The organism is Allobacillus sp. SKP2-8, assembly GCF_007559355.1.
Lineage (GTDB): Bacteria > Bacillota > Bacilli > Bacillales > Alkalibacillaceae > Allobacillus > Allobacillus halotolerans.
This window is the reverse complement of record NZ_VMHF01000003.1, coordinates 121,495-127,717: the sequence shown is the minus strand read 5'-3', so window position 1 is coordinate 127,717 and position 6,223 is coordinate 121,495. Positions and strand designations below refer to the sequence as shown.

General features: G+C 40.1%; 6 protein-coding genes. 2 read left to right on the top strand and 4 right to left on the bottom strand.

The genetic code is table 11. The features are described from left to right. Positions 1-264: 264 nt before the first annotated feature. The 3 genes from FPQ10_RS05330 to FPQ10_RS05320 form a co-directional block, all read right to left on the bottom strand. A complete protein-coding gene (locus FPQ10_RS05330) occupies positions 265-633 on the bottom strand; it encodes a DUF423 domain-containing protein (RefSeq protein ID WP_144161382.1) in 369 nt (122 codons plus the stop codon). A gap of 24 nt (positions 634-657) precedes the next feature. Then, on the bottom strand, positions 658-990 hold the full coding sequence (locus FPQ10_RS05325) for a DUF5327 family protein (RefSeq protein WP_144161379.1): 333 nt from the start codon (positions 988-990) through the stop codon (positions 658-660). A 143-nt stretch (positions 991-1,133) separates the two neighbouring features. Then, positions 1,134-2,489, bottom strand: coding sequence for a sodium-dependent transporter (locus tag FPQ10_RS05320; RefSeq protein ID WP_370512024.1), 1,356 nt, complete (start codon positions 2,487-2,489; stop codon positions 1,134-1,136). 641 nt (positions 2,490-3,130) lie between these two features. Here FPQ10_RS05320 and FPQ10_RS05315 point away from each other — a divergent pair. After that, positions 3,131-3,394: a hypothetical protein gene (locus FPQ10_RS05315; protein WP_144161376.1), complete on the top strand. Its 264-nt coding sequence runs from the start codon at positions 3,131-3,133 to the stop codon at positions 3,392-3,394. A gap of 48 nt (positions 3,395-3,442) precedes the next feature. Further along, positions 3,443-4,798: a YjiH family protein gene (locus tag FPQ10_RS05310; RefSeq protein WP_246569094.1), complete on the top strand. Its 1,356-nt coding sequence runs from the start codon at positions 3,443-3,445 to the stop codon at positions 4,796-4,798. 83 nt (positions 4,799-4,881) lie between these two features. Here the strand turns inward: FPQ10_RS05310 and FPQ10_RS05305 are convergent, their stop codons facing one another. Then, the gene (locus FPQ10_RS05305; RefSeq protein WP_186278547.1) at positions 4,882-6,183 is read right to left on the bottom strand and encodes a helix-turn-helix domain-containing protein; all 1,302 of its coding nucleotides are present in this window, start codon (positions 6,181-6,183) and stop codon (positions 4,882-4,884) included. Positions 6,184-6,223 lie beyond the last annotated feature (40 nt).

Sequence of the window (6,223 nt, the reverse complement as noted above, 5' to 3'; positions counted from 1 at the left end):
AGGGCATAAGGGCGACATCTGCGATAAATCGCAGTGTCTTCTTTACCGCGGGCACGGCTCGAGCCTCCTCGGCCCAAGGTCACGGCCTGCGGGGTCTCGAGACTCGTGCTGTTCCGACGCCTAGGACGGGCTAGTGTCAACGTTGGCCACAGGACGTGGCCGGTTTTAGTTGACCTGCTGGAGTCGCCACCTTCGCTTCTCACAATTCAACAACTCAGTGTTCTACATTAAAAAGTCAACACTAAGCTTTAACAGAGCCAAATACTAAACCATTTTCATGATGGCGTAGCCCAACACGATCCAGCCAATCAAAAACGCAACGCCGCCGACGGGTGTAATCATTGCGAAAGTTTTCGTCTCGGTCAGACTATATAGATATAAACTTCCGGAAAAGATAATGATTCCGGCAAAAAAGAACCAACCTGCAGTCACATAGTTTCCGAGCCCTGTTTTCAGTGCTAAGATGCCTGTAGCAAAAATCGCTATCGTATGAAACATTTGATATTGGACCGCTTTTTCCCATGTACCCATTAATTTTTCTGAGAGTTTACCTTCCAGTCCGTGCGCTCCGAATGCACCAAGTGCAACCGCGATAAAGCCGTTTATTGCACCAATCAGCAGTAATGCTTTCATGTTCATTTCTCCTTTTTTCTGTTGCTAGAAATCAAAGATGGAGTCTCCGTTCGCATCATCTTCATCCAGTCGTTTCCCTTGTTCAATCTGTTGCTGTTTTTTAGATTTTGGCCACATTCCCATCACTTTGGCCTCAGCTTCTTCAATTGAAAAATTTTCTGGTTGATCAGAAATGGACACGTTTGACGTACTTTGTTTACCGTCATAACTGGCATGGTAATCTGACCCTGTAATTAATGTTGCCATTGATTGAACGGAATACATTTTTGCTTTCATTTGATCTGTTGACGTTTTCGCGTCAATGGATTGTAACTCTTTGATCATCTTTTCAATGATTGCTTGATAAGAAACTGACATTGTGTTCCTCCTGTATTCATTTCTCAGTTAAATAGTATATCATTGATGGGCATTGAATTTCTTCTATGAAGACTGTGTTCATCATAAAACGTATGTTGACCAACAAAAAGTCCCAGCACTTAGCCGGGACGGTAGAAAAACTCCTATTTATCAACAATACTTGTGATGGCAATGACCAAGATGGCAACTGGTACGATGTATCGGATGATGAAATACCAACTGGATTGCAGTATAGGCGTATTGATTTCGCTCCTTTTAATCGCTTGATCTTTCGTCCAGTACCATCCAACAAAGATGGCCATTAACATAGTGCCCAACGGTAAAATATAATTCCCCGTAATGTAGTCGATTGAGTCCAAAATATTTTTATTTTCCACGATCGTCACATGGCTCCATATGCCATAACCTAACGAAACCGTAACCCCGATAGCGAAAATGACTGCGCCACAAACAATCGCAGCGGCTTTCCGACTTAGCCCTAACGTTCGATGGACATATGCTACAGGGACCTCCAACATAGACAATGCGGAAGAATAGGCCGCCATGACCAATAAAGCAAAGAATCCGATTCCGACGAGACCGCCGGCTGGCATACTTGCAAATATGCTCGGCAATGTGATGAACACGAGCGGTGGACCATCAGTAACATCACCACCAAAACTGAATACAGCCGGAAAAATCACAATCCCTGCAATGACGGCAAACACTGTATCCATGATACCAATGCCAACCGTTGCAGTTGGCAAGCGGTCGTTACTCTTCAAGTAACTGGCATATGTCAACATCCCACCAATGCCGATACTAAGTGAGAAAAACGCCTGTCCCATTGCCGCCAAATACACTTGTGGATTCCCGAACTGGCTCCAGTCTGGAGTGAATAAGAAGGCTAATCCTTCACTCGCTCCGTCCAACGTCAACGAATACACCGCGAGAACAACCATCAAAATAGCTAGCGCTGGCATTGCGATCAAATTTGCCCGTTCAATGCCTCGCTTAATTCCCCGAATAACAACCAATACCACAGCGATCATGAATAGAAACTGCCAAAATAACGGTTCCCATGTAGTTGATGTCCAGTTTTCGAAACTTTGTCCAAACCCGCCTGTAGGCTCTGTCCAAAAGTCTCCAATTAAATAATGAAATAAATAATACAAAGACCAACCACATACCACACTGTAAAAACTTAAAATAAGTGTACCGCCGATCACACCCATGACACCGGTCCAATGCCACTTTGTTCCTGGAGCCAAACGCATAAAGGAACCGACAGCATCTTTCTTACCAGCTTTCCCGATACTGAATTCCGTCAGTAGTAACGGAATGCCGAACGCTAAAATAAAAAAGATATAGATGAGCAAAAATGTAGCTCCTCCATTTTCACCAGCAACATATGAAAAGCGCCAGATATTCCCTAAACCGACAGCTGACCCCATGGCAGCTAACATAAATCCGAGTCTTGATTTCCATTCGTCTCTTTTCATTCCATTGCTTTGATCCAACTCATCCACCTCTTTTTTTATGAAGAATTTCTAACTCTTCTTTTATAGCTTTCGTTATTCCCTGACTTGTACGTTAAGTTCATTATATGTATGTTAAGAAATAACTTTTTATCACTATAACACATTTATTGATTAAAGGAATAGAGGAATTTTTTTATTCTGTTAATTAAACCTTAGTGACATGAAAAAAACACCACTCAATAGAGCAGTGTTTTTCGTTTGAGATGTTGCTTCTCGGTTGAGAATTGTTTTTTGCGGGTTTGTTGATTTACCATCCATGATACTAAATCTCGTTCTTTATTGCATAAATTTCTTCCAAGTTCTCCTTCAAATCGGCCGACTAACTCTTCGAAATGCACCACTATTAAGAACGCCCCCCCCTATTTACAACCATCTCTGTGTATTTTTTCTGTTTGTGTAAGTGTTATTTTAGTTCCAACTATTAGTATACACGAACTTCCACTAAATGTTAAGAGCATTTTCAAAATTGTTAAATAATTTATTTACTTACTTTAAAGCGTCCATTCCATCATTTTAGACCAAGGCGTCCATGGTTTTCGAAAAATAAAAAAGGGGTACCTCCTCAAAACGTCGAATTTTAGTTAATAGAAAGTGTTTTTTAAAAAAGGAGCAATTCATTATTGGTAGATCTGCTCGATTTATCAGTGGCTTCGCTCGGCTTTTCGGCGGCTTCACTCGATTTTTCGACGGCTTCACTCGGTTTTTCGGCGGCTTCGATCGGCCTTTCGGCGGAGCTCTTTTACCCACAGGATGGCTGTGGTTTTAGTGGAAGTTCTTTTATTTCCTGTCCCACCAGATTCGCCAACAGTGCGAGCCACAATTCAACAACTCAGCGCCAGAAAGCACGAATCTTTAATAAAATATTTATACTAGATATTGCATAAATAGTCATAAGGGTTTAAAATAAGTTCAATATTAAGGGGGAGTTTTCGTTGAAAGAAAAGTATGCTGGTATTCATCATGTAAAGTTTATCATTTTATCTTTAATCGGGATTGGATTATTCATGGTCCCTATTCCGATCGAAGGGGAAACGACAATTGCGGTTGCTTTTTTAGCCGATCAGTTTTTAGCTTTGCTCGGTGATTTCGCATTGATTTTGGTCGTTCTATTAATCTCTGTCGCTGCTATATTGTCTGTCATTGTTTATATCATAACATTGATGGATCCAAAAAAAGTGAACCCGGATTCCTTTTTCGGTTCATTGTTCCGGGTTAATTTATTTTGGACGATCGTTCGTGTTCTTGCGATGGTTTTTGTTTTGTTCACTTATTTCAATGTTGGTTGGGAAGCCGTATACTCTGGTGCAACAGGCAGTATGATTTTGAATGACTTGCTCGTATTTCTAATAGCCGTCTTTTTAGTCGCTGGTTTATTGTTGCCGCTTCTTCTAAACTTTGGCTTACTCGAGTTTGTCGGTGCCTTGCTAACGAAAGTCATGCGTCCTGTCTTTACACTACCTGGAAGATCGACAGTCGACAACTTGGCTTCTTGGTTAGGTGACGGGACAATCGGTGTATTATTAACGAGCAAGCAATATGAAGATGGCTATTACACGAAACGTGAAGCTGCAGTCATTGGAACGACTTTTTCGGTTGTTTCCATTACCTTTACGATTGCCATCGTCCGTCAAGTTGATTTAATGCACATGTTTTTGCCGTTATACGGTACGGTTGTATTAGCTGGTTTCGTTGCCGCAGTCATTATGCCGCGAATTCCACCGTTATCCAAATTCTCGGATACGTATTTGAAAGAAGATCAAGAACCACTGGATGAATCGATTCCTAAAAATTATACAGCGATTACTTGGGGTTACAAGCAAGCGGTAGATCGTGCAAGTAAAGCACCTAACCTCATTAATTATTTAAAGATTGGTATTAAGAATGTCTTGGATATGTGGATTGGTGTCTTGCCGATTGTCATGGCAATCGGAACGCTAGGTGTCATCGTCGCCGAATTCACACCTTTCTTCACTTGGATTGGTACTCCATTCGTTCCGATTTTGGAAGTGTTGCAAGTTCCTGAAGCAAAAGCGGCAGCAGAGACATTGCTCGTCGGTTTCACGGATATGTTTCTACCTGCGATTATTATCGAAGGTGTTGCCAATGACATGACACGCTTTGTCGTTGCGGCCTTGAGTGTGACACAGTTAATCTATCTTTCAGAAGTCGGTGGTGTACTGCTTGCTTCTAAAGTACCTGTGAACTTCTGGCATTTACTCGTAATCTTTTTAATGCGTACGGCAATTACACTACCAATCATCGTTGGTATTGCACACTTAATCTTTTAATCTCAAATAGACAATATAAAAAAGCGATCCCGCAGTCATGCACATGACATTGGGATCGCTTTTTTGCTTGGTCGTCAACCGTGTCAATATGTGAGTAACGGTAATCCAGGCTTTGCTTTTGCTGATTTTAGGTTAGGTAAAAACGTATCTTCACTACGATTGATTCTGTAGGCAGCCATCAAGTATTTCGTCGCATCCTTGTACCGTTTCATTTCATTCATAACACTGCCAGCCAGCAAATAATAACTGCATAGCTCATGTTCTTCATTTAACTTCTGATAGAACGGAATCGCCTCTTTGAACAGTAATTGATTCAATTCCTCGTGTTGTTCACGAAGATAGTACAAAATCGATTTTAATTTAAATTGATATCGAATATTTTGGTACGTTTTAGCTACATTGATTCCTTTATTTAATTCTTCAAATGCACGTTCATTTTCACCAAGATAAAAATACGTCATAGCTAAATAATGATAGGAACTTAATTCTACTTCATGATTTGTTTGACGTGCAGTTGCTTTCATAAAGTATTCTCGGGCCATTTCATATTCCTGCTTCTGCATGGCCATCATACCTTCACACATATAAATAACTGATTTAATCAAACTACCTACTTGAGAATCGTCTAGGTCCCTAAGCTTTCTGAAATAGCTCTCTGCCGTTTCGAAGTCTTCAATCAAACAATAATTCATCCCCAGGATAATTTGACAGCTGATCACACGTGTATAGTCTAATTCTGCTTGAAAAATTTGAAATGCTTTTAGTGCATATTTATTGGACCGAAGAATCATCTCCATCCGCGTATATGCATTCGCGATCATCAAGTAAAGTTCAGGATCAGACGTGTCTTTGATCATCTTTTCTGCTTGCTTGAAGTGTTTGATGGCATTCGAACAATAAAACTTCGTCAAATAATAGTAACCGATAAATTTGTGATAGCTATACGGATAATGTTCTTCCAAAATCCAAGAAAAGCTTTGCAAATACGTGAATTTCTCATTAAATTTTTCATATTGTTGCGTCAATAAATAGTGACCGAATAACGTCAATTCATATAAGTAACTGAGTTCAACAGCTATCTTTTTTTCATCTTGTGACTGAATTTCTTGATAATAAGTATCTGCTTTTTTCAAATCATAATGATGTAACGCATCGATCCAGTTTTCCAACGTCTTCTTTACATGTTCATCAGAAGGAGCAATGAATTTTTCAACAGGAAGCTCCAATCGTTCACATAATTGGCTGACAATCTCTTTATTAAATGAGATTTGGTTATTTTCTAATTTACTTAAATAGGCGCTTGAACAAATACCTTCTGCTAACTGCTCTTGTGTAATTCCTTGGCGTATGCGATGCCATTTGATTGTTTGACCAATAAGTGACAATCCAATCTCCACCTTCTGTTCCAACTTATTGTTCTATTAT

Excerpts from the sequence above, each read along its gene's own strand:
- FPQ10_RS05330 (WP_144161382.1), bottom strand. The coding sequence starts at position 633 with ATGAAAGCATTACTGCTGATTGGTGCAATAAACGGCTTTATCGCGGTT.
- FPQ10_RS05325 (WP_144161379.1), bottom strand. The coding sequence starts at position 990 with ATGTCAGTTTCTTATCAAGCAATCATTGAAAAGATGATCAAAGAGTTA.